This is a genomic window from Streptomyces sp. 8N114 (assembly GCF_052245835.1).
Classification (GTDB): Bacteria; Actinomycetota; Actinomycetes; order Streptomycetales; family Streptomycetaceae; genus Streptomyces.
Genome location: NZ_JBQQBT010000009.1, coordinates 245,310 through 267,116, shown reverse-complemented (window position 1 = coordinate 267,116; position 21,807 = coordinate 245,310). Strand labels below are relative to the sequence as shown.

Annotated in this window: 19 protein-coding genes and 1 pseudogene; 6 read left to right on the top strand and 14 right to left on the bottom strand. The window is 70.7% G+C overall.

From position 1 onward, the window contains the following. Positions 1-13: 13 nt before the first annotated feature. From ACTWQF_RS21330 to ACTWQF_RS21305, 6 genes are read right to left on the bottom strand one after another with little or no spacing between them, the layout of a single operon-like run. On the bottom strand, positions 14-937 hold the full coding sequence (locus ACTWQF_RS21330; RefSeq protein ID WP_443281192.1) for an NAD-dependent epimerase/dehydratase family protein: 924 nt from the start codon (positions 935-937) through the stop codon (positions 14-16). Next, positions 934-2,142, bottom strand: coding sequence for a cytochrome P450 (locus ACTWQF_RS21325; protein WP_443281191.1), 1,209 nt, complete (start codon positions 2,140-2,142; stop codon positions 934-936). Before ACTWQF_RS21325 ends, ACTWQF_RS21330 begins: the two co-directional genes overlap by 4 nt. After that, a complete protein-coding gene (locus ACTWQF_RS21320; protein WP_443281190.1) occupies positions 2,142-3,749 on the bottom strand; it encodes a class I adenylate-forming enzyme family protein in 1,608 nt (535 codons plus the stop codon). The genes ACTWQF_RS21325 and ACTWQF_RS21320 overlap by 1 nt, the downstream gene beginning before the upstream one ends. After that, the gene (locus ACTWQF_RS21315) at positions 3,749-4,540 is read right to left on the bottom strand and encodes a glycosyltransferase family A protein (RefSeq protein WP_443281189.1); all 792 of its coding nucleotides are present in this window, start codon (positions 4,538-4,540) and stop codon (positions 3,749-3,751) included. The genes ACTWQF_RS21320 and ACTWQF_RS21315 overlap by 1 nt, the downstream gene beginning before the upstream one ends. Next, entirely contained in the window at positions 4,537-5,544 is a 1,008-nt protein-coding gene (locus ACTWQF_RS21310; RefSeq protein ID WP_443281188.1) for a 3-oxoacyl-ACP synthase III family protein, read from the bottom strand. Before ACTWQF_RS21310 ends, ACTWQF_RS21315 begins: the two co-directional genes overlap by 4 nt. Before the next feature lie 49 nt (positions 5,545-5,593). Next, on the bottom strand, positions 5,594-6,004 hold the full coding sequence (locus ACTWQF_RS21305) for a hypothetical protein (protein ID WP_443281187.1): 411 nt from the start codon (positions 6,002-6,004) through the stop codon (positions 5,594-5,596). A gap of 476 nt (positions 6,005-6,480) precedes the next feature. Between ACTWQF_RS21305 and ACTWQF_RS21300 the strand changes: the two genes are divergently transcribed. The 3 genes and pseudogenes from ACTWQF_RS21300 to ACTWQF_RS21290 all read left to right on the top strand — a co-directional run. Beyond that, on the top strand, positions 6,481-7,140 hold the full coding sequence (locus tag ACTWQF_RS21300; protein ID WP_443281186.1) for a hypothetical protein: 660 nt from the start codon (positions 6,481-6,483) through the stop codon (positions 7,138-7,140). After that, positions 7,137-7,577, top strand: a complete 441-nt coding sequence (locus ACTWQF_RS21295) for a tail fiber domain-containing protein (RefSeq protein WP_443281185.1) — start codon at positions 7,137-7,139, stop codon at positions 7,575-7,577. The genes ACTWQF_RS21300 and ACTWQF_RS21295 overlap by 4 nt, the downstream gene beginning before the upstream one ends. A 271-nt stretch (positions 7,578-7,848) precedes the next feature. Beyond that, positions 7,849-8,076 (top strand): annotated as a pseudogene (locus ACTWQF_RS21290) (IS5/IS1182 family transposase); the annotation flags it as partial. 31 nt (positions 8,077-8,107) lie between these two features. Here the strand turns inward: ACTWQF_RS21290 and ACTWQF_RS21285 are convergent. Beyond that, positions 8,108-8,677: a DUF3885 domain-containing protein gene (locus tag ACTWQF_RS21285; RefSeq protein ID WP_443281244.1), complete on the bottom strand. Its 570-nt coding sequence runs from the start codon at positions 8,675-8,677 to the stop codon at positions 8,108-8,110. A 203-nt stretch (positions 8,678-8,880) separates the two neighbouring features. Beyond that, the gene (locus ACTWQF_RS21280) at positions 8,881-11,145 is read right to left on the bottom strand and encodes an MMPL family transporter (protein WP_443281184.1); all 2,265 of its coding nucleotides are present in this window, start codon (positions 11,143-11,145) and stop codon (positions 8,881-8,883) included. Positions 11,146-11,300: 155 nt separating this feature from the next. Between ACTWQF_RS21280 and ACTWQF_RS21275 the strand changes: the two genes are divergently transcribed. Further along, a complete protein-coding gene (locus ACTWQF_RS21275; protein WP_443281183.1) occupies positions 11,301-11,939 on the top strand; it encodes a TetR/AcrR family transcriptional regulator in 639 nt (212 codons plus the stop codon). A 409-nt stretch (positions 11,940-12,348) separates the two neighbouring features. Here the strand turns inward: ACTWQF_RS21275 and ACTWQF_RS21270 are convergent, their stop codons facing one another. Further along, positions 12,349-12,822 (bottom strand): Lrp/AsnC family transcriptional regulator, encoded by a 474-nt coding sequence (locus ACTWQF_RS21270; RefSeq protein ID WP_443281182.1) that lies wholly within the window; start codon positions 12,820-12,822, stop codon positions 12,349-12,351. Between the two features lie 72 nt (positions 12,823-12,894). On the opposite strand from ACTWQF_RS21270, the gene ACTWQF_RS21265 reads away from it, so the two are divergent. Further along, the gene (locus ACTWQF_RS21265) at positions 12,895-13,413 is read left to right on the top strand and encodes a DUF2000 domain-containing protein (protein WP_443281181.1); all 519 of its coding nucleotides are present in this window, start codon (positions 12,895-12,897) and stop codon (positions 13,411-13,413) included. Positions 13,414-13,579: 166 nt separating this feature from the next. Here ACTWQF_RS21265 and ACTWQF_RS21260 read toward each other — a convergent pair whose 3' ends face one another. Next, on the bottom strand, positions 13,580-14,401 hold the full coding sequence (locus tag ACTWQF_RS21260; RefSeq protein WP_443281180.1) for a DUF4184 family protein: 822 nt from the start codon (positions 14,399-14,401) through the stop codon (positions 13,580-13,582). Between the two features lie 352 nt (positions 14,402-14,753). On the opposite strand from ACTWQF_RS21260, the gene ACTWQF_RS21255 reads away from it, so the two are divergent. Then, a complete protein-coding gene (locus ACTWQF_RS21255; protein WP_443281179.1) occupies positions 14,754-16,424 on the top strand; it encodes a sigma-70 family RNA polymerase sigma factor in 1,671 nt (556 codons plus the stop codon). 586 nt (positions 16,425-17,010) lie between these two features. On the opposite strand, the gene ACTWQF_RS21250 is transcribed toward ACTWQF_RS21255, so the two are convergent. From ACTWQF_RS21250 to ACTWQF_RS21235, 4 genes are all read right to left on the bottom strand, one after another. Continuing rightward, complete coding sequence (locus ACTWQF_RS21250) at positions 17,011-18,480, bottom strand: amino acid permease (protein ID WP_443281178.1); 1,470 nt, start codon at positions 18,478-18,480, stop codon at positions 17,011-17,013. 165 nt (positions 18,481-18,645) lie between these two features. After that, on the bottom strand, positions 18,646-19,797 hold the full coding sequence (locus tag ACTWQF_RS21245) for a M20/M25/M40 family metallo-hydrolase (RefSeq protein ID WP_443281177.1): 1,152 nt from the start codon (positions 19,795-19,797) through the stop codon (positions 18,646-18,648). Beyond that, a complete protein-coding gene (menC, locus tag ACTWQF_RS21240) occupies positions 19,794-20,894 on the bottom strand; it encodes an o-succinylbenzoate synthase (RefSeq protein ID WP_443281176.1) in 1,101 nt (366 codons plus the stop codon). The genes ACTWQF_RS21245 and menC overlap by 4 nt, the downstream gene beginning before the upstream one ends. Next, the gene (locus ACTWQF_RS21235) at positions 20,891-21,766 is read right to left on the bottom strand and encodes a GNAT family N-acetyltransferase (protein WP_443281175.1); all 876 of its coding nucleotides are present in this window, start codon (positions 21,764-21,766) and stop codon (positions 20,891-20,893) included. Before ACTWQF_RS21235 ends, menC begins: the two co-directional genes overlap by 4 nt. Positions 21,767-21,807 lie beyond the last annotated feature (41 nt).

Genomic DNA, 21,807 nt, shown 5'->3' with positions numbered 1-21,807 from the left:
GCGCCGCGTCGCACTACCGCGCGGAACGCACCGCCGCCGCGTAGTCGGACAGTGTCCGGGTCGCCGCCCAGCCCTGTTTGCGGGCCTTGGTGACGTCGAGCATGACGCTGTGGGCGAGCTGGTCGACGGCGTAGTGGGTGAGCGGGGGGTCGGCGTGCGCGCGCAGGCGGTACAGCTTCTCCACGGCGGTGGCCGCCGCACGGGCGAGCGGCAGGGGCAGATGGCCGACGCACGCGTGCACGCCGTGCGCGTCGAGGACCGTACGGACGGCGTCGTCGCGGCGGTACGGGGCCGGGTCGGCGATGTTGTACGCCCCGGGCGGCCAGTCGCCGCAGGCGGCGGCCAGGCAGGCGTCGGTCAGATTCTCCACGGCGGTCAGGCTCAGCTCGACGTCGCGGCCCGGCAGCAGGAGCAGGCCGCGCCGCACGCGCGCCAGCAGCCGGGGTACCAGGTGCGGGTCCCCGGCGCCGTACACGGCGCGGGGCCGCAGCACCACGGCGCCCGCCGCCAGGGCCAGTGCCTCTCCGGCGGCCTTGGTGCGGCCGTACTCGTTCAACTGGCCGCCGATCGGGTCCTCTTCACGGAGGTGGGCGCGGGCGGGGCCGGGCGCGTACACGCTGGCGCTGCTCACAAAGACGAGCGGGCGGCCTGCGGCGGCGTCGAGCAGTTGGGCCGTCCCATCGACGTTCACCGCGCGCATCGCGGCTTCGGCGGCCGTGCCCGGCGCCGGGTCGCCGACAGCGGCGGCGCAGTGGATCACCAGCTCGGCGCCACCGAGGTCGGGCGGCGTGCCGGTCGCCGCGTCCCAGTAGAGGTGCCGGCCGACGGGCCCGGGACGGCGGCCCACACACAGCACCTCAGCGCCCCGGTCCGCCGCCGCGGCGGCAATGTGACCGCCGCAGAAGCCGCTCGCTCCGGTGACGGCGATGGTGGTCATCGTTCCTCCCCGAGGGCCGGCGGGGTACGGCGGGGGCGGACGACGAGCGAGCGCCACCCGGGCAGCGCCGCCCGCCGATCGGCTCGGGCGCGAGCGACCGCGGGGCGGTAGGGGGCGAGAGCGGCGAGGACGTCGGCGAGCTGGGCGCGGGCGAGCCGGGCGCCGGGGCATGCGTGCGGCCCCGCCCCGAACACGAGTTGGGAGACGGCGGCCGGTGCCGGAGCCGTGACGCAGGGCGCGGCACGGTGCGCGCGGGCGGCGTGCCGGGCGACGAGCACCAGCCGGTCCCCGCCCCGCACGAGGCACCCCGCGACGGCACCGTCGGCGGCGGCCACCCGGGGCAGCACGGGCGAGGCCGCGGTCACCCGCAGCAGCTCGGCGACGAGTACGTCGCGCTCACCCTCGTCCGCGGCCTGCTCCCACAGCCCTGCGTCCGCACACCAGGCGACGGCGCGCGGCAGGGCCGCCACGATCGTGTTGACAGCGGCAACGGCGACCATGGCCTGCAGACCTGGCCCCCAAGGGCGCCCCTCGGCCGTATGCCGGGGACAGGAGCGACCCCGGCCCGCACCGTGACCGCCGGCCCGCTCGGGAACGTCACGCCCGGTTTCGCCGAGCAGCGCCTCCAACCGTGCGGTGGCGCGCGTGGCTGCGCGCGCCGCCCCGTGGCGCGGCAGGCCCGGTAGGTGGTTGCGTACGGCGGCTGCCGCAGCGTCCGCCGCGGCTTTCGCGAGCGTCTCCCCACTGGTCGGCACTTCCAGGAGCGCGCCGGTGGTGGCCCCCGCCAGTTCCCGGGCGAGGGAGACCATGTCCACCTCCCGGCCGGCCCTCAGCGGGGCGAGGCGGCGGCCGAGAACCTCCTGCCAGTGGGGGCGCAGCCGCTCGATGCCGGCCGTGCCGAGATCGTCGGCGAGCAGCCGCCGGGCGCCCCGGTGCCCGGCGCCCTCCTGGTCGAACAGCGCGCCTCCGTCCGCCAGTTCGCGGATCGCGCCACCGGTCGTCCCCTCCGCCGTACGGTCCAGCTGCAGGCGGGTGAGGGCCTGCCGGTAGGCGTCCGTGCCGTGGACCAGCACCGTGCGGCCCAACCGGAGCACGGGACGGCGTCGGGTGGCAGCCAGCAGGGCGAAGAGGACCGGGTGCGAGCGGGTGTAGACGCGGCGGTCGCGGCGGCGGGCGGCCCGAACTCCGGGTGGGTCGGCGCTCATCACTCCCCCGTCCCTCCCGACGTGCCCGACCACGAGCGGGGCGACTGTCCGGGCGCCCAACAGTCGTCGGCCGAGCGCCCTGCCGTACGGCGACCGTGCGCCGACGGTGCCGGCCGTGTCATCCGCACCGCCTCTCGCCAGCGCCCGGCCGCGAGCAGTGCCGTCGCCGCGCGGTCGGGCTTGCGCGAGCGGCCGGACAGTGGGATCTCGGCCAGCAGGACCGCATCCGGGCGTGCCGTGCCCATCCGCCGCAGCGGCCCGGCCAGCGCGGTGTGCAGCCGGCGGCGGTCGGTCCCGGGGGCGGGCTGGACGACGGCGACGAGGCGTTCGTCGCCATCCTGGGCCGGTACCCCCACCAGCAGGGCGAGTTCGACACCCGGCACGTGCAGCGCGGGCTCGTACAGGCCCGGGTAGATGTTCTCCGCGTGCCGCAGCACCATGTCCTTGACCCGTCCCTCCAGCACGATGCGGCCGGTGTCGTCCAGGTGGGCGCGGTCGCCGGTGGCCACCCACGGGTCGGGCTGTTCGCCCAGGTAACGATGGCGGGCGCCGGGTCCGGACAGGTACAGCTCGCCGTCCGGGCCCGGTTTCGCCACCACGCCCGGCAGCGGCGCCCCCACGAGGTCGCCGGCTCCTGCGTCCGCCTCGTACGCCGCCTTGTCCGACTGTTCGACGGCCGCCGCCGGGAAGAGCTCGGTGAGGGCGTACACACCCCACGCCTCCTCGGCCCCGGCCTGTTTCACCCGGCTCAGCAGCCCGGCACCGGCGGGCGCCGAGCCGGTCCACACCCGTCCGGTGAAGGGGGCGCCCACCGCGAGGGCTGCCCGCAGCTGGGGCGGCGTCAGATAGGTGGCCTGCGGGTGCAGGCGCCGCAGCTGCCGGGCCAGGACGCGCGGCGAGCGGGCCGGGAGGGCGACGGGCGCACCGCCGGCCAGGGACGGTACAAGCACGAAGAACGTCCCGCCCAGCACGGGCCGTCCCGCCGCCGGCCGTACGAGGTCGGTCACGGTGGCCATTCCGGCGGCGAGCGAGGAGCGGGAGTGGACGACACCTCGGGGGCGGGAGGTGGTCCCGGAGGTGAAGACGATGACGGCGTCCCCGTCCCCCTCCCCCGCCCGGGGTGGGCGTGCGCTCACATCCGTCTCCAGCGCGGGCGCACACCCCGGCAGCCGGGGGCCGAGCGTCACGACCGGGCCGCCCAGCCGTGTCAGGTCCGGGAGGGCCAGCCGGGCGCGGCGGGCCAGCGGCCGGGCCCACCCGGCAACGGCCTGTGCGGCGGCGTCGGCGAGCACCAGGTCGGGGCAGGCGAGGGCGAGCCGGGAGCGCAGCACATCGGGGCCGGCACCCGGGTCGAGGACCGCCACCCGCACCCCCAGCCGCCAGGCGGCCAGCATGACGGCGAGGGCGCGGGGGCCGGGCCGTACGGCGACGCCGAGGGTGGCGCCGGGCGTCAGACCCCGCGCGTGGAGGGCGGCGGCGTAGCGGTCGGCCAGGTCGGCCAGATCGCCACGGGTGGCCCTGACGCGGGGAGCACCGGTGCGGGTGGTGCCCAGTACGGCGGGCCGGTGCGGCTCGCGGCGCAGGGCGCGGTCGAGGGTGTCCAGCATCAGCGCGGGTCCTCCCCCCGTGAGCCCGGGCCCTTGTCGAGGTACCAGCGGGCGGTTCCGACGATGCCGTAGGCACGCAGCCGCCGGGTGGAGTTGCCCACGACCATGGTGCGCTCGTGGACGATTGCGGCGGTGCGGCCGCGCACGCGGTTGAGGAAGAGCCGGTCGGTGGGTGAGGGTCGGCGCGGCATGCCGCCGACGTCCGCGTACAGCCGGGCGGTGATCGCCATGTTGTTGCCCGCGTGCATCCGGTAGGGGGCGAGGTACCCATGGCGGCGCCGGTGTGCGGGCCGTACGCGCCCGAAGAACGCGGCGAGGACAACCATCGCCCGGAACGCCGCACGCCCGCCCGGCCCGTGCTCGTCCCGGCGTGCCACGATCCGGCCGCACACCATTCCGGCACCACCTCCCAGCGCGGCCCGCGCGGCGGCCGTCCAGCCGGGGTGCGGCAGGCAGTCGGCGTCGGTGCGGGCCAGCAGCGTGGCGCCGCGCGCGATGGCGTAACGGAACCCGGTGTCGACGGCGCACCCGACGCCCTTCTCGCTCTCGGCCACCACGTGCACGGGAAACGGAGCCCGGCGCGCGAACTCCCGGGCGACGGAGGCGGTCTGGTCGGTGGAGGCGTTGTCGACGACGAGGAGGGTGAAGTCCCGGTCGGTCTGCGCCGCGAGCGCGTCGAGCGTGTCGCGGATTCGCGCGGCCTCCTGGTGGGCGGGCACCACCACCCACAGCTGTTCGGCCAGCGTCGGGCGCGGTTCGACCTGCCTGGTCCGCTGTTCGACGAATGTCATGCCTTCTCCCAGACCATCGTCATGATGCTGACGCCGCCGCCGAGGCCGACCAGCAGGACGCGGTCACCGGGGCACATCTGGTCGTACACGCGGTCGAGCTGGATGCCGAGTGTGGCGCTGGCGACGTTCCCGAGCTCCGGCACGGTGACGACGAGCCGGTCCCTGGGCACGCCCGTCATCTCGACGAACCGCTCCAGGTAAGGCACCGTCACCTGGTGGACGAGGATGTGCCGGAAGTCCTCCCATTCCAGCCTCATCCGGTGCCGCACCCGGTCCAGCACGGACGTGCCGACCTTCTCGAACACGTCCCGCAGCTCGGCGCCGTCCCCGCGGAAATAGGTGTGCTCGTCACCGCGCGGATGCCGTGACCCGCCCCCGAAGATGCCGGCGACCGCCCAGTGTTCGGAGCGCGTCTCGGTGTCGACGTCGAGAATGCCGCCACGCGCGACCGGCTCCAGTACGACTGCCGCGCCCGCGTCGCCGAACGTGTACCCGGCGAACGCGTCGCGGAACTGCGCCAGGTCGGCCGGGGCACGCCGTACGGCGCGGCTCGGCGTCTCCCCGGTGACGACCAGCGCACGGCGGACCCGGCCCGCCAGCAGCATCGAGCGGGCCAGGTCGACGCCGCCGATGAAGCTGTTGCAGGCGTTGGTCACATCCAGCGCGTGTGCGCGCGAGCCGAGTGCCGCCTGCACGATGTGCGCGGTGGCGGGTTCAACCACGTCGCGGGTGGCGGAGGCGAAGAGGAGAAGGTCGACATCGACCGGGTCCAGCCCTGCGCTGTCGAGCGCGGCGCGGGCGGCGCGGATGGCGAGAGTGGAGGCGTACTCGGTGTCGGCGGCCAAACGGCGGGTCGCGATACCGGTGGCCCGCTCGAACATCCGGTCAGGCAGCGGTAGTCCGCCGGCCGCGGCAGCCTGCTCCTGCAGCCGCCCGGAATCCACGATCTGCTCGGGGAGGGCAGACCCGACCCCGGTGATGCCGACGGTGCTGTGAGTCCACATGCCACGAAGGCTATGGAGCACTCCGAGGATCGGTCATGAGTGCGGATACTCAAACGCGAGGCCGTAGCGCAACGGGTCGAGCGGGGCCTTGCCACGGGTCGCCCTCGTCCGAGTAGCGGGCGAGGACTCCGACCGGGCCCAAGCACTCCTCGAGCAGTGTCTCCCGGTGGGCCGCCAGGTCGACCGTGCTGACCTCGATCAGGGCGGCCCCCGCGGCGAAGCCTTCCGTACCCGGGGCTTCACCGGTCGCGTGGGCGACGGCACCGGGGACTCGGGCGAGCCGTGCCACCCCGCCCTGGTAGGCGTCGTGGAGGCTCTGGTTGAGCATCCAGGCCGGGGCGATGGAGCGGGCCTTCTTGACGGCCTCGTCCCGCAGGACGTCGCCGTCGGCTCCCATCGGGACGAGGGCCAGACCGGGCTTGGTACAGAACTGACCGACGCCGAGCGCGAAGGAATCCACCCATCCCTCACCGATCTGTGCGGCCGGCCCTGCCGCTGCCGCGGGTGTGACCGCCCTGATCGACGCGGGCGCACACCCTGGCGGACAGTACTGGCGCCACCGCGACGACGATGACGGCGCCCTCCGCTCCGCGCTCCGGTCGTCCCAGAAGAAGCCGGTGGGATTCCCGGCCGGGAACGGCATGCACGGCGAGACCTCGCTTGCGGAAGCGCATTGGGGATTATCATTTTCACGCCTTTTGCGCGGGACCTGCTTCCTCGCGCTCCCGGGCATGTCAGGTTCAGTACGGAAAGCGCCGGGAATCACATTCAAGCCGACATTAACCGACCCGCGAGGTCGCCGTAGTCACGGCATTCCCGCTGGAGTCCACCGGGCGCCGATGGAGGGCCCGGGCAACGGCAGGCCGCGTTTTTCCGGCACTTCCGCCCCAGCTTCTGACCGGCTTTCTCCAGGGTCCCCCGAAAAAGGGAGAATCAGTGTACGCGAATGCTCTCGACACCTTCGTCAGGTCCGTGCAGCACGGCAAGGAAATCATGATCATCCATCGGGTCACCGGAGGCTATCTGACCCAGGGCGGTGACCTGCAGATCGCCACGGATCCGGTCGACCAGATCAAGGACAACAAGCATCTGTGGGTCATCCGCCTGGAGGGCTACATCAAGAACAACACCGTCTTCAGCCTGGAGAACAAGAGCTCCGGAGACCGGCTGACGGTCAACGACACAAACCCGCGCGAGGGGATGACGTTCACCAAGGCACAGGAACCGGGCGCCACGGGCAAGGCTGCCGACGCGCAACGGTTCTTCGTGCTGCCGTTGTGCTGCGGCGGCTACTCGCTGGTCCCTGTGCTGTGGCCGGAGTACTGCCTCGGACCCAAGGACAACCACCCCCAGCCCGGCTGCGACCGGCCGATCCTCCACTTCGGCAACGACTCCTCGCTCAACTGCTCCCACGACTTCGTGCTTCCGCCCACAGGGCCGCCCCGCCGCGACCCAACGGACACCAACCTCGATGCAGCCGGCGGTGGTTCCGGGAAGCAGTCAGGCGACTCGGACGCAGGCGCCGTCCCCTCGACACGCCGCGCCTCCGACCGGGCGTGGAAGACCGCCGTCACCCCGGTGGTCTGGAACCGGTGACCGGGTGGTTCCTGCGCGGCATGCTGGCCAGGGTGCGCACCCCGGCGACGGTCAGGGAATGCCGCCAGAAGGGCTCTTCGCCCGCTGGGCCGGCTTCCGGCGCCACGGGCGAAGCAGTCCGTGCGAGCGCGCCTGTCAACGGCCACCACGTGCTGGAGCAGGTGGTACGCCTGCCGGTGAGCACATGGCGCTATCACTGGGATCCACCGCACGTACGACACCTCGGCCCCATGGCGCAGGACTGGTGGGCGGCCTTCGAAGTCGGTGAGGACGACCGGACCATCTGCTGCACCGACGCCAATGGTGTGGCCATGGTCGCCATCCAGGCTCTGCACCGGCAGCTGGAGGACCTGAGGAGCGAAGTCGCCGCTCTCCGCGAGCAGGTTGCCCAGCAGCACGTACGAGAGTCCCGGCACTCCGGGCCGCAGAGCCGTTGACCCCCTCGAGCGGGGCTGCGGAACTGGCACCACGACCGGTGGCCCGGCGGCCTCGCACCTGTCGCGCAGTACGGGATATGTCTTCGTCATCGCCGCGAAATAGTGCCGCAGCCACGCGGCCATGACGTCCGGACCGATGTGAGAGAGCGGAATGAACGGCTCCAGCGCGGGCAGTTCCAGCCGGCGGCGCTGTGCGCTGTGACCGAGACCGCGTGCTCAGCACCGGTCGCGTACTCGACCCGGTGCCCGCGCCGCACCGGCTCCTCCACCCCACCTCCGTCGGTGGCTCCGCAAGCGCGGCATCCGCCATCGCATTGCCCGCAAGGGCGTCAAGTCTTCTCAGCGGCTCGGTCGCCACCGTTGGGTGGTCGAGAGGACGGTGTCCTGGCCGACCGGCTGCCGGCGCCTGCACCGCCGCTACGAGCGCAGGGCCGAGTACTTCCTCGCCTTCGTGGGCATGGCGGCGGTGCTCATCTGCTTCCGTTGCCTGATTACCTGAGGAATCGTGGGTGGGCGGTGATCCGGCCTGGTCAGAGACCCGATGGATGGCTGGAAAGCCAGTCGGCGTGCCGATCGCGCATCCGGTCCCGTTCCTCGGACGTGGCCAGGAAGACGTCGGCGCCACCGTCGTAGGGGTGGTGGATGCGCTGCATCCAGATATCGGCAATGAGAACTCCCGCCACTGTGTCGTCGGCGATGTCTCGGAGCAACTCGTCGATGCAGCCACGCCGCCAGGGCCGGCGGGCGGCGAAGAGGTGGCAGTACGTGCGGAACTCAGGGTCAGGATCGTCCTCCACCAGCAGACTCTGCCAATACCCCGCGTCGGGTTGGAATGACGGAACCTCGGCCTCGGTCGCCCAGACGGGAGTGATCACGTACACGTCCGCACCAGCGAACAACTCATCGAGGATGGTGTTGTAACGCTCCAGGACAACGGCGTACTCGCCCTCGTCCTCCGCGTACCGCTTCGACTCCGGCAGGCTGTGAAAGCGCACCCAGACATCCCGATAGGGGTCCCGGAGCTTGTACCCAACCGGAGGGCAACTGGGCCAACGCCGCTGCCATAGTTCCGTCAAAGCCGCCTGTCCGCCTCCAGACACCCGCCGCACCCATCCCTCCCGCGCATGGACCTACCACGACCATGATGTCGGGCGCCCACCGACTCTGAGGGCTGAGCGGCGGCCTCGGAGGCCATTCCGACGGCCAGATCGCGCTCGGGCGCGTCGTTCGTCACGACCGGTGACCGTAGCGACTGCGGACACCGTCTTCCCTCTGAACTGGGGTATTCCCAGGGTTGGTTCAGTCAACGGGGCGTGCTCGCGCGCACAGTCGGTTCCGTAAGCGCGGCCCCGCCCGGCTGCGATCGGTCGCCGGCGGGCTGTGGTGCAGGGTGCTCGGTGAGGCCGATGCGGCGGTGGAGTCGGCGCAGGGGGGCCGGAGCCCACCAGTTGGCGTGGCCGGCAAGGCGCATGAGGGCCGGGACGAGTACACCGCGGATGAGGGTGGCGTCCACGATCACCGCGAGTGCCATGCCGATGCCCAGTTGCTTGAGGAAGACCACGTCGCCGGTGGCGTAGGCGGCGAAGGACACGGCCAGGATGGCGGCGGCGGCCGTGACCAGGGGGGCGCTGCGGGCGATGCCGCGCGGGACGGAGCCGATGGGGTCGCCGGTGCGGTCGTACTCCTCCTTGATCCGGGAGAGCAGGAAGACCTCGTAGTCCATGGACAGCCCATAGGCGATGCAGAACATCAGGATCGGAATGCTCGGTTCTATGACGCCGGTGGGGGTGAAGCCGAGGAGGCCGGAGAGGTGGCCGTCCTGGAAGATGAAGACGAGCGCGCCGAACATCACGGACAGGCTGAGCACGTTGAGCGCGGTCGCCTTGAGCGGCGCTATGAGGCTGCCGGTCATCACGAACAGCACGGCGAAGGTCACGATCACGATCAGCCCGGCGACGAGTGGCAGCCGGTCCGTCACCCTGTCGCGGTAGTCGGTGAGTTCGGCCGCGTAGCCGCCGACCTCCACCGCGAAGGGAGCGGGGACCGCGCGGATGTCGTGCACCAGTCCGGTGGCGTCGGCCTCCAGCCGGGCGGAGGAGGGGACGACGGCCAGCCGGGTGCCGGTGGCGTCCGCGGCGTGGAAGGAGATCCCGGACGGGGCCGGGACGCGGTGCCCGTCATGGTAGGAGCCCGCGGCCGAGTCGACGCGTACGACACCTTCGAGACGGGAGAGTTCGGCGGCGTAGGCGCCGGCCGTATCGCCGTTGCCGGATCGGGAGACGACGTGGACGGCGTCGGCCTCCTCCACCGTGAAACCGGCCCGGATCTTGTCGTACATCTGGCGCGCCGGAGCCGAGTCGGGCAGCACCCGGTCGTCGGGCAGTCCGAACCGGGCTCCGAGGAAGGGCGAGCCGAGCAGTACGAGCACGGCGAGCGCGGCTCCGCCGAGCAGCAGGGGGCGGCGCATCACGCGGGTTGCGGTGCGGAACCAGAAGCCCGCCGTCTCGGGCTTGCTGCCGGGTCGGCGCCGCTCGATGCGGCGGCCCAGCAGCGCCAGTGCCGCCGGCAGCAGGACGGTTGCGCCGGACACGGCCGCCAGGACGACGGCGACCCCCGCGTACGCGAAGGAGCTGAGGAACGGAAAGGGGAACGCGAGCAGTACGGACAGCGAGGCCGCGACGGTGACGCCGCTGAAGACCACGGTGCGGCCCGCGCCCCGCACGGTCCGGGCGACGGCCTCTCGCACCTCGGCTCCGCCCCGCAGCTCCTCGCGGAACCGGAAGATGACGAAGAGTCCGTAGTCGACGCCGAGCCCGATACCCATGACCAGCGCGATGTTGGAGGCGAAGGTGGAGATCTCGGTGAACGCGACGACTGCGCGCAGCAGCGCCAGCGAGCCGAGCACCGCGAAGAGCCCGATGCCGACGGTGACCAGCGCTGCGGACAGCCGCCGGTAGACCCACCACAGCAGCAGAAGCACCAAGGGGAGGATCACCAGCTCGGCGCGGACGAAGTCCTGCCGGGCCTGCTCCATGGTCTGCCGGAACACCTCGTCGCCGCCGCCGACCTGGACGCGGATCGCCTCGTCGGTGCGGGTGAATTCCTCGACCAGTCCCGGCAGCAGGTCCCGCCGCACGGTGTCGGCGTCGCCCGGTGCGTGGGCCAGGACAACGGCTTGGCGGCTGTCGGTGCTGCGCAGGGTGGCGGGGGTGCCGCGGGTCCAGTAGGACCAGGCGTCCCCCACACCGGGGCTTTCAGCCAGCTTCCGGGTGAGTCGGGTGCCGGCTGCCGCGACTTGGGCGCCGTCGACGGTGCCGTGCCGGGCGGTGACCAGCAGGGCCAGCTTGGCGCTGCCGGTGTCGTACTCCTCGGCGAGGATGTCGCGCGCCCGCATCGACTCCGAACCCGGCGCCTCGAAACGGTTCAGGGACAGCGCGTTGAGGGTGCCCGCGCCCACCAGGGCGGCGAGCAGGGTCACGGCGATGCCGATCAACACGATCCAGCGTGCTCGCCGCGCGATGAAGGTGCCCAGCATGAAGCCCCCACGGTAGTATTCGCGAATAATCATTCGCGTTTGGCGTGTGCGACGGAGAATACGAATGATTATTCGCGTTTTCAAGCTGAGTCTGAACTGCGCGCCGCTGGAAGCAGCCGGCGGGCCCGGAGACCCAGCGCAACGGAAGACCCGGCGCACCGAAGATTTCGGAGCAGGAGGAGCAGGACATGGCCGATGAGGCACGGCCGCGGCGGCGGCAGGCGCGGGGCGAGCGGCGGATGGCGCAGATCCTCGACGCCTCGGCGGCGGTCTTCGCGCGGGTCGGCTACGAGAAGGCCACCACCATCGCGATCGCCGCCGAGGCGGGCATCTCGCCCGGCTCGCTCTACCAGTTCTTCGCCAACAAACACGCCGTGGCACAGGCGTTGGCCGACCGCTTCGTCACGCAGCTGCGCGACGCGCACCGGGAGGCGTTCGACGCGATCGACTTCGCTGCCCTGGACGTCGACGAGCTGCTGGACCGGGTCGTCGACCCCATCGTGGGCTTCAACATCGCCAATCCGGGCTTCAAGGCGCTGTTCGCCCGTCCCGACATGCCCGAGGGGCTGACCGATGCGGCCCAGCCCATCCAGGAGGCGCTGCTCGGCCGGATCGAGGCGATGATCGGCGCCCGCGCTCCCGGGCTACCGGAGGGCGAGCGGCAGCGCACGGCCCGCGTCGGCGTACAGATCTTCCAGGCGATGGTCCCGCTGGTGGTCGCGGCGGAAGGGGACGAACGGGCTGCAATGACGGTCGAGTTGAAGAAGGCGCTGCGCGGCTATCTCGCCCCGGTCATCGGCGAGTTCCCCACCACGGGCACTCCATGAGGCACACACGGTCCGTGCAGTTGGTCATGGCTCAGCCGAGCGCCGGTCCTCGGGTCGAGAAGGGGCCTTACGGGAGGGCGGGGCGGCCGTTCTCGAAGACCGCATCGGCAGCATGCGCGACTGGACGGTGAGTTGGGCTCTTGGACCAGGGGGGCACCACTCCGCACGTCGCGGCGGTCTTCCCGGGCCGATGTGGCCGCGACCGCACTGACGCCTGCCACACACGGCCCCCGCCGGTCCGCCGCGTCGTGACCGCCCGACCGCCCGACCGTCACAGAGGCAGCAGCCGCGTTGCGAGCTCGCGTAGAGGGCCCGGCATCGAGGGCGAAGGTGGTCCTGCTCGGGAAGCTGGTCAGCGGGTGGGATCACCTGGAAGACGGCCGGTCCTTGCCGAGCGAGGGTGTCTCGCTCAGGAACCTGGCGCGGGCATGGGAGCGATCCGGGTGTTGGTGATGTGCTCGAAGACGATCGAGGTGCGCACGTCCGCGACCTCGGGGCGCTGGGTGAGTTTGTCGATCACGACCGCGTACAGCGCGTTGTTGTCGGGGACGGCGACATGGATGACGAAATCCTCGGACCCGGTCGTCACGTATACGCCCAGCGTGTCGGGCAGGGCGCTGACCCAAGCGCGGAAGCTTTCGATGACGGGGCGCGACGGGGGCTGGACCCGGACGGCGATCATGGCCTGCACCGGGCGGCCGATCGCGGCGAGGTCCACATCGAGGATCGCTCCTCGGATAACGCCACGCCGACGCAGAGCCCGAGTGCGATCCAGCGCCGTTGTGGGCGATACGCCGACCGCCGCAGCCACCTCCCGGTTGGTCTTCCGTGCATCTGACTGCAGTTCCCGCAAGATCGCCGTATCAAGTTCGTCCAGGGCCACCAAAACCCACCTCATTCCGTGAGATATACGAGTTCATTGCGTTGGCATCGTACAGATGCCTAGCCTCTCTGCATGTCTCCGAACTTTACAAACGAGGAGCAATCGATGCTCAAGGCGAACGAGACCGGTGCAACCGTCGGCTTCCAACCGGATGAGGTGAACCTGAGCCTCTCGGCCCGCGAGGCGGGGCTGAAGTGGGTGGTGGTCGTCGACGAGGCACTTCCGCCGGGTCGGGCCACCAACGCTGCAATCTGTGCGGCCGCCCCCACGGCTGTCCAGGTGCCCGGACTGCTCGGCGTCGACGTCACCGACGCCGAGGGAAACATCCATCCTGCCCTGCCCTGGGTGGGCTGTACTGTGCTCGCCGCTGACGCCGCCACTCTGCGTACGATCCGGGCCAAGGCGGCCGCCGCACCCGACACCTACATCGCCGACATGCCCACCATCGCCCAGCGCACGCTGGTCTTCACCGACTACCAGACAGCCATGGGCAAGACGCCGGCCGAGGACATGGACTACTGCGCGGTCAGCATCGTCGGCCCCCGCAACCGCGTCAGCCGGCTGGTCGGCAAACTCCCCCTGATGCCCTGAGTCGTCAACATCGCGCCCCGCGCGCTCAGGAGCCCAGGGCGCTGAGGACGTTGTTCTCCGCCGTGAGGGCAGTAGTCGGTCGCCGCGCGTACGAAAGCAGCCGTTGCCGGTGAGCGGGCCGACTCGGGCCAGGCCACCACGACAGTGCTGCCGCTAAGACCCGTGTTCAGGGCTGCTCCGCGCGGGAGGCGAAGCGTACGAGCAGCGCATAGACCGGCAACCCGAGCGCGAGCCCCGCCCCCGCCCCGAACATCGCCGTGGGAACGAAGTGGAGCAGTGAGGCGCCCTCGGCTCCGCTGGTGATCTCCCCGTACGAACGCAGGCAGCGATGTGCCACGCCGGCCAGGACGACCAGCGTCAGCAGCCCACCTGCCAGCGCCCTCTCCCGCACCGTCAGGCGCGGCAGGTCGGCTGCCGGCGGGGTGTCCCGTGGCAGACGGCGCACCGCCGAGACGACGAATGCACCGAGCAGCAGCAGGCCGAGCAACGAAGTGCCGTACTGCACATAGGAGTAGAGGGGAAGACCGGCCACCACCTCACCGAGGGCGGGGACATGCCGCACTCCCCAGCGGCCCGGGTGCGTGAAAGCGTCCCAGGCGACATGCGTCCCCGCGCCGAGGACGGCCGACACCCAGAACCAGAACACGAGCGGCACGACAGCCCGCCCCCGCCAGGAGCGACCGCGTACCAGTGCGTACACCGGGCCCTGCCACGCCCGGGGCAACAGTGCCACCAGCGGTTCGCGGACCAGTAGCCAGCCGCCCACCAGCACCGCCGAGACGAGCGCATCCACGGTCAGCACACCGACGGGCGAGTGGGCGACATCCCCGTAGGCCATGGCCCCTGGCAGCAGGGAATCGGCGAAGTAGGTCATGTCGGGCGAGAACGAACCAGCGACGAGCGCCGCGGCCATAAGCGGCCCCCGCGCCCTGCCGTCCCGGTGCAACCCCGGAAGCACCGCGGCCGCATGACTGAGCGTGTACGGCATTGTTCAGTCCATCTCTGTCAGATTCCGTCCGGGGGACCGCTGGTGCGTGAATCCGCGCCCAGTGCTGTAGGACGTGATGTGGCAGGCTCCCGTTGCCCGTATGCAGGATCGGATCCCGAACTGCCGGTGCGCGTGGCGTGACGGGCGTCCTGGTGGGACGTAGGTCTCCGTATCCGTCGGAGTTCAGGAACGATGCGGTGGCGTTGTACGCGGCGGGCGGGAAGCGCACGTATGCCGCGGTCCCCGGCCGCGCACACTGCTGACGGAGTCCCGTAGCCGATTTTCTGTTATGGCGGCCCCCGGCCCGAGGTCTCCCCCTGTGTCGGGCAGAGAATGTCGGGACTCGGAAGGGATGTGGACGGACGTGGCAGCGACAGGGGAAGCCGACCGTGCGGTGGTCGAGGCGGCACAGCGCGGTGCGCTGTGGGCACAGGATGAGCTGGTCAGCTCGTATCTGCCCCTGGTGTACAACATCGTCGGCCGCGCGCTGAACGGGCATGCCGACGTCGATGACGTCGTCCAGGAAACGATGCTCCGTGCGCTGCGCGGTCTCGGCTCGCTGAACGATCCTCTCGGCTTCCGGCCCTGGCTGGTGGCCATCGCGATGAACCAGGTCCGTACCTATTGGTCCAAGCGCCAGGCCGCACCCGCCGATCTGGGTCTGCAGGATGCTTACGAGGTGGCCGACCCTGGGGCGGACTTCGTGGACCTGACGATTGTCCGTCTCGGGCTCGAGGGCCAGCGGCGAGAAGTGGCGCAGGCCACCCGCTGGCTGGACACCGACGACCGCGCGCTCCTTTCGCTGTGGTGGCTGGAGGCCGCGGGCGAGCTGAGCCGGACCGAGGTGGCCGCCGCTATGGAGATGTCGCCGCAGCACACGGGGGTGCGCGTGCAGCGGATGAAGGCGCAGCTGGAGACCGCCCGCCTGGTGGTGCGCGCGCTGTCCGCCACGCCGTTGTGTGCTCGCCTCGACCAAGTGACGGACAACTGGGACCGGCGCCCCTCGGCGCTGTGGCGCAAGCGCATCGCACGGCACGCGCGGGAGTGTGGCATGTGCTCGGGGCACCAGGCCGGACTCGTACCCGCCGAGGGGCTGCTGGTGGGCCTGGGCCTGGTGCCCGTGGCCGCCGCGCTGACCGGTACCGGGGCGTTGGCTGCCCTCTACGACGCCACGGATCCCATCGAGCCGACGGCGTTCAGCACACACGGTGACATGACGACGACATCCACGAGCGGCGATGACACGGCCATGCTGCGAGCGGTGAGCGACGCTGACTCGCACGGCCGCCGCCGCGGACAACAGGGAAGCCGGCACAGCCGCCGCGTACAAGAGCGAATACGCAGGCGGCGGACCACCGGCCTGGCCGCCGCGATCGCCACGCTGCTCGCGGGAGGATCGATCGCGGCCATGAACGGGCTACCGACAGACGAGGACGGGCACAAGGACACGGTGGCGCAGTCCGCGGCCGACTCCGAATCCACGCCGCCCCCTTCACCCACGGCCTCCGCCTCGCCTTCACACAGCAAGTCGCACTCGCCCAAGCCGCGCGCGACTCACAAGAAACCGAAGCCCAAGTCGGCACCGTCGAAGACGAAGACTGCGCCGCCGCCCCGCACCAGGCCGACCCCCACTCCCACCACCGCCGACCCGGCGGACACCCCGGCCGAGCAGGTCCTGGCACTCGTCAACACGGAGCGGACCAAGGCCGGATGCCGCCCCTTGAAGCTCGACGACCGTCTCACCCGCGCCGCGCAACTGCACAGCGAAGACATGTCGGCGAACCATTACTTCAACCACACGAGCCAGGACGGCCGCAGCTTCAGCGACCGAGCCAAGGCTCAGGGCTACCAGTCGCCCGGGGGTGAGAACATCGCCCGGGGCCAGAGCTCACCCAAGGACGTGATGTCGGCGTGGATGAATTCAGAAGGCCATCGCGCGAACATCCTCAACTGCAACCTGACCACCATGGGCCTCGGCCTGGTCGAAGACGACCGGACCTGGACGCAGCTGTTCGGCTCGTGAGCCTGGCGCGCGGCCAAGCGGGCGGACCCCACATGTCACGCACCTGGAGAAGTCGGCTGCGCATCGCTCTGGCGTGGTCGCTGTCGCGGCCGTGCGCACGCCAGCTGCTGTCGGGATCCGGCCGGCCTTCTTCAGGTCAACGTGCATCGAGCCGAAAAACTTCGCTGGCCTGCCAGTGGACGCGGATGAGATCGATCCGCCAGCACTCGCTCGCAAACGCCGACGTCTCGTTGATCCGCAGGCCAGCCCTCCCCCGACTGCAAGTGGATCGTCAGCCGGTACTGAGTCGAGAGGTGCTTCGCCAACCGCTGGAGGACCTCTTCGGGGCCCTCGCGCTTACGGCGCAGGTGACTACGAACCGCTCGAAGTCAGCCTTCGCGAGCCCGGCCAGAGTCTTTGGCGATGGGCCGCACCGTTGCGGCCACGGCGTAGGCCCTCGGCATGCGGCTCCCCGTCCACGAGCGGGCGAGTGCGGCCGCCCTCATACAGGACTGCTGGGTTCGCAAGAGGTGGTGTGGCACGGCAAGAGCCGTGCCACACCGACGTCTACCCGGCACTTGGCGGTGCCGCGTGGCGGTTTTCGCCCTCAGACGGGCTCGCCCGTGGTCTTCGCTTGGGGCGCGTTCGCGATCCGGGCGTTCCGTCGGCCGTAGATGAGGTACACGGCCAGACCGATGACCAGCCAGATACCGAAGCGCAGCCAGGTCATAACGTTGAGGTTCATCATCAGGTAAAGGCATCCCACCGCGGTGAGGATGGGTAGCCACGGCGACAGCGGCACCTGGAACGACCGGGAGAGCTGCGGTTTGCGGTGCCGTAGCACCGGTACGGCAAGCGCGACGATGACGAATCCGGACAGGGCTCCGATGCTGACCATGTCGGCGAGTGCGGACAGGGGCATGAACCCGGCGAACAGCATGATGATCACGGCGCCCGCGATCGTCATGCGGTGTGGGGTACCCCACCGGGGATGTACCTTCGACAGAGGTGCCGGCAGCAACCCATCGCGGCTCATGGCGAAGCCGATGCGGCCGATGGTGACCAACTCGACCATCATCACCGACGTGAGCCCCGTGACCGCGCCCAGCGAGATGAGCGCGGCGATCCAGGGCTCGCCCACCGACTTGAAGGCGGCGGCAAGCGGAGCTCCCTCGTCGATGTGCCGGTAGTCGACCATCCCGCTCAAGACCAAGGCGACGGCTATGTAGAGCACCGTGCAGAGGGCGAGGCTGCCGAGCAGACCGACCGGTAGGTCGCGCCTGGGCCGTTTGGTTTCCTCGCCGAGGTTGGCCAGGGCCTCGAACCCGGTGTAGGCGAAGAACACGACCGCAGCAGCGGTAAGTATCCCGCCGACGCCGTACACCGACTGCCCCATGCCCAGCAGTGCCTGCACCAGGGGTTGCTCTGTGACGCTCGCGCTGTCCTCGGAGGGCTGCGCGGGCGGTACGAAGGGGTGGAGGTTGGCTTTCTTGAAGAAGAACAGACCAGCCACGATGACCAGCATGCACACCGCGACTTTCACCACGACCAGGGCGTTCGTCACGCGGGCCGATTCGCGGATTCCGGCCACGGCGACGACGGTGAGTACCGCGATGATGAGGATGGCGCCGATGTTGATGGTGGAGGTCTCTCCGAACCACTCGCCGGGAAGTCCGAGCAGATTCGCGACGTAACCCGACCAACCGCGGGCGACCACAGCCGCGCCAAGTACGAACTCCAACAGCAGATCCCAGCCGATCATCCAGGCGAAGACTTCGCCGAGGGTGGCGTAGGCGTAGGTGTAGGCGCTGCCCGCCGTGGGCACCGCCGAGGCGAGCTCGGCATAGCACATCGCGGCCAGGGTCGCGACGATGCCACCGATGACGAAGGAGACAACGACGGCCGGCCCGGCGTGATTCTTGGCCTCGATACCGGTCAACGTGAATACGCCGGTGCCGATGATGATGCCGATACCGAACCCGATCAGGTCCACACCCGACAGCCTCCGGTTGAGCACACCACGTTCGCCCCGGGCAAGCACCTCCTCCACCGGCATCGTTCGGAACAGGTTCTTCATTGATACTCCTCTGGCACAGGCCCGGGGGGAGCGGGCCGTAGGTGGGGAAATGGCTCTGAATTCGGCCTTGGGTGATACGCGTGGGCCAGCCTTGGTGATACGCGTGCCGGTGAGGTGTGGCCGCGCTGTGTGAATCGGAATCGAGACCGTCGAAGCCGCGGGGACTCAGTTGCGCCGGAAACCGGCCGGACGTCCTGCCGTTGTGATGAGGGGCTCTCGGATCAACCGGTCGATCAGTCCGGCCAGCAGGGCCGCGCGGCGGGGCGCCTCGGCGATCACGACGTACTCCCCCTCGGCGTGTGCGTGCGCGCCCACCGCACCCAGCCCGTCGAGGGTCGGCACGCCGATGCTCGCGGTGAAGTTGCCGTCCGATCCGCCGCCGACGGACACCCCGCGCAGCTCACCGAGTCCGAGACCGGCGGCGACTTCCCGGGCCACCGCGAATACCGGTTGTGCCTGGGCCGCCTCCATGGGGGGTGAGGTGGGCCCGCCGTTGACATCCACCCGCGCACCGGGCAGCACCGGGTTCAGGCCGGTGATTCGGGCATGCAGGTCGTCCTGCTGAATGCGGGTCGCGGCGCGGACGTCGACAACGAATGACGCGTCGGCGGGCACGGTGTTGCCGGTGGTGCCGGCGGCGGCGACGGTGGGCGTGACGGTCAGCTCACCGGTGCCGAACGAGGCGACGACGCGCACCTGCTCGGCCAGTTCGCGCAGCGCGTTCACGCCGTGTTCCGGTTCCAACCCGGCGTGCGCGGCCTTGCCGTGGATGCGCACGGTGTAGCGGCCGGCGCCTTTCCGGCCGGTCTTCAGCGCACCGTCCGCACTGGCCTCCAGCACCAGCACCGTGCCGGCGTCGGCGGCGACTCGTTCGACAACCGGCCGGAACACCGGTGAACCGAGTTCCTCATCGGTGGTCAGCAGCATCCCGCACGCTGCCGGGGAACCGATCGCCGCCATGGCGTGGAACCCTTGCACCACGCCGGCTTTCATGTCGAACACGCCCGGAGCGCTGATCACCTCGTCGGTACGCTGCGGATACGCCCAGCCGGCGAGCGTGCCCAGCGGCCACACCGTGTCCAGGTGGCCGAGCAGCAGCACACCATCAGGCGCAGGCTCCCACAGCAGCGCCGGTCGGCCCTGCTCGGCGATCCGGACCGGCGCCCGCCCGGTGAGTCGCTCGCCGAGTTCGGCCGCTGCGTCAGTGACAGCGGCCAGCGATGGCAAGTCGTCCGACGGCGACTCGATCCGACACAGCGCCAGCGTCTGTTCGACGATCTCATCGGTCCGCCCGACGAGGGTGTCCAGCGGCATCATGGCCTCACCACCTCGCGTCGCACCGCGAGTTCAGCCAGCACGTCCGGGATCGGGGTAACGCCGATGCCGGGTCCGGTGGGCACCGGTATCAGCCCGTCCACGACCGTGAACGGCTCGGTGAGATCCTGCTGGTAGTAACGGTCGGAGCCGGAGATGTCCGAGGGCAGGGTGAAGTTGGGCAACCCGGCCAGGGCCAGGTTCGCCGCCCGGCCGATCCCGGTCTCCAGCATCCCGCCCGCCCAAACCGGCACCCCGGCCGCCTGACACACGTCGTGCACCCGGCGGGCCTCCAGGTAGCCGCCGACCCGGCCGGGCTTGATGTTCACGATCGAGCAGGCTCCGAGCCGGATCGCCTCGGCCGCGGCCTGCGCGGAGACCACCGACTCGTCCAGACAGATCGGGGTGTCGAAGGCGGCCGCCCACTGCGCGTGCCCGGCAACATCCTCCTCCGGCAGCGGCTGCTCGATCAGCAGCAGCCCGAACTCGTCCAGCGCCCGCAGCCGACGGATATCCGAGCGCGCGTACGCGCAATTGGCGTCCACCTGGAGCGCGACGTTGTCACCGAACCGCTCCCGCACCGCGGCGACCGGCGCGACGTCCCAACCGGGTTCGATCTTCAGCTTGATCCGGGCATATCCGGCGTCCAGGTAGCCGCCGACGGTGTCGAGCAGTCCCGGGATGCTGTCATGGATGCCTACCGACACCCCGGACACGATCTCGCTCTGGGTGGCGCCCAGGTAGTGGGCCAGCGACATGCCGGCCGCCCGAAGTTGTGCGTCCAGCACAGCGGTCTCCACCGTCGCCTTCGCCATCCGGTGGCCCTGCACCCCGGACAGCGCCGGCATCACCGACGCGGCGGTGACGTCGCCGGGAAGTCGGGGCAGCAGTTCGTCCGCGATAACCCGGTGCGCGCCCTCGGTGTACTCGCTGGAGTACACCGGGTGTTTGCCTGCCACGCACTCCGCCCAGCCCTCCGCCTCAGGGGTCAGCACCCGGATCAGCAGCACGTCCCGGCGGGTTTGGGTGCCGAACGAGGTGCGGAACGGTGTCACCAGCGGCAGTTCCACCCGCACCAGTTCGACGGACTCGATCTTCATCGGCTCTCCTCCATAGGGTGTTCCAGCAGCTCCTGCGACTGCCCTTGCGCTACGGGAAGCGGCTCAGCGTTCGGCCGTGTCAGCACACACCAGCCGCCCTCGGACACGCCGGTCCAGCGATGTCCGGCGTCCAGCAGCGGGGCCAGTACCGCGCGCAACGCGTGCCGCCAGGGCACCGCCTGGGCCGGGGTCACCCGTTCGGGCAACTGCAGCCACACCGGGCCCCCGTCGTCCGGGTCGACGCCGCACCGGGGCTCGCCATCCGGGCCGACGTCGAGCACCGCGGCTCTGCGCGGTCCGGGCGCCTCCGGACGGCGGTCGATGATGAGGTCCCAGCGCAGCAGCACCCGGTCAGTCGGCGGTTCGGCGTCGGAGCCGTGGATCATCGGTCCATAGAAGTCCGGCAGGTACCGCACACCGATCGCGCCGATCCGGTCGATGTTGAACACCGCGTTGCGCCACGCCAGCGGGTCGAAGGTCCAGGTGATCTCGGTGATGCCGCGCCGCAGACACCAGTCCCGCTGGTGCAGCTTCACCGTCCGGCCGATCCCGTTGCCTTGGTGGTCCGGGTCGACCCCGACGATGTGCGAGTGCAGGGACGGCGCGTTCGGGTTGCGGAAGCCGACCGCGCCGCCGACCATCCAGTCGCCGGCGTACGCCCCGAGCACCATGCCTCCGGCGTGGGACAGCGCGCGCAGCACCGGGAAGGAGACCAGCGGCTCCGGCGAGTTCCAGGTTCTGGCCAACAGAGCGCCGAGTTCCTCCAGCTCGTCCCGCTGGTCGAGATCGCGCATCGTTACTGTTTTGTCCATGAGCGGCAGCGTGCCGGAGCCGATCAGCGGCCGCGTCGTCGCAAACGTCAAGAACGACATCCGCGGATTGTCGCTACCGACAACCCGATTCGCTTAGCATG